The following is a 433-nucleotide window of genomic DNA, read 5'->3' on the forward strand; positions in this document are numbered from 1 at the left end:
AAAGAGAAAATAACAAAATTTATGATTATGAAAAGAGTACTATTTTTATTACTGGCTGTATCCCTGTCTGTTATGGGATGCAAGAAAGATCCCAAAGAGCCTGCAAAAGCTTCCACGGTGGCAACCGGCTCTGTTTCCAACATCACCACAACAAGTTTCGAGTGCGAGGGGAATGTCTCCGCAGATGGCGGAGCGGCGGTTACGGATCGTGGCGTCTGCTATGCCATGAGTTCGTCTCCCACTATTTCCAACGATAAAGTCTCCGGAGGCTCCGGGACCGGCAGCTTCAAGGTAAGCATCGGCAACCTTACTCCGGGTAAGGTCTACCATGCTCGTGCGTATGCTACCAATTCCGCCGGTACGGCTTACGGGCAGGAGGTGAAAGTAACCCTGGTGAAGGTGGTGGAAGGCATCGCTGTATCTCCCACGGAAA

Annotated in this window: 1 pseudogene; it reads left to right on the forward strand. The window is 50.8% G+C overall.

The features are described from left to right. Positions 1 to 27: 27 nt before the first annotated feature. Positions 28 to 433, forward strand: a pseudogene (locus HQ29_RS01330) (hypothetical protein); the annotation flags it as partial.

The sequence above is a fragment of the Porphyromonas canoris genome (genome assembly GCF_000765975.1).
GTDB lineage: Bacteria > Bacteroidota > Bacteroidia > Bacteroidales > Porphyromonadaceae > Porphyromonas_A > Porphyromonas_A canoris.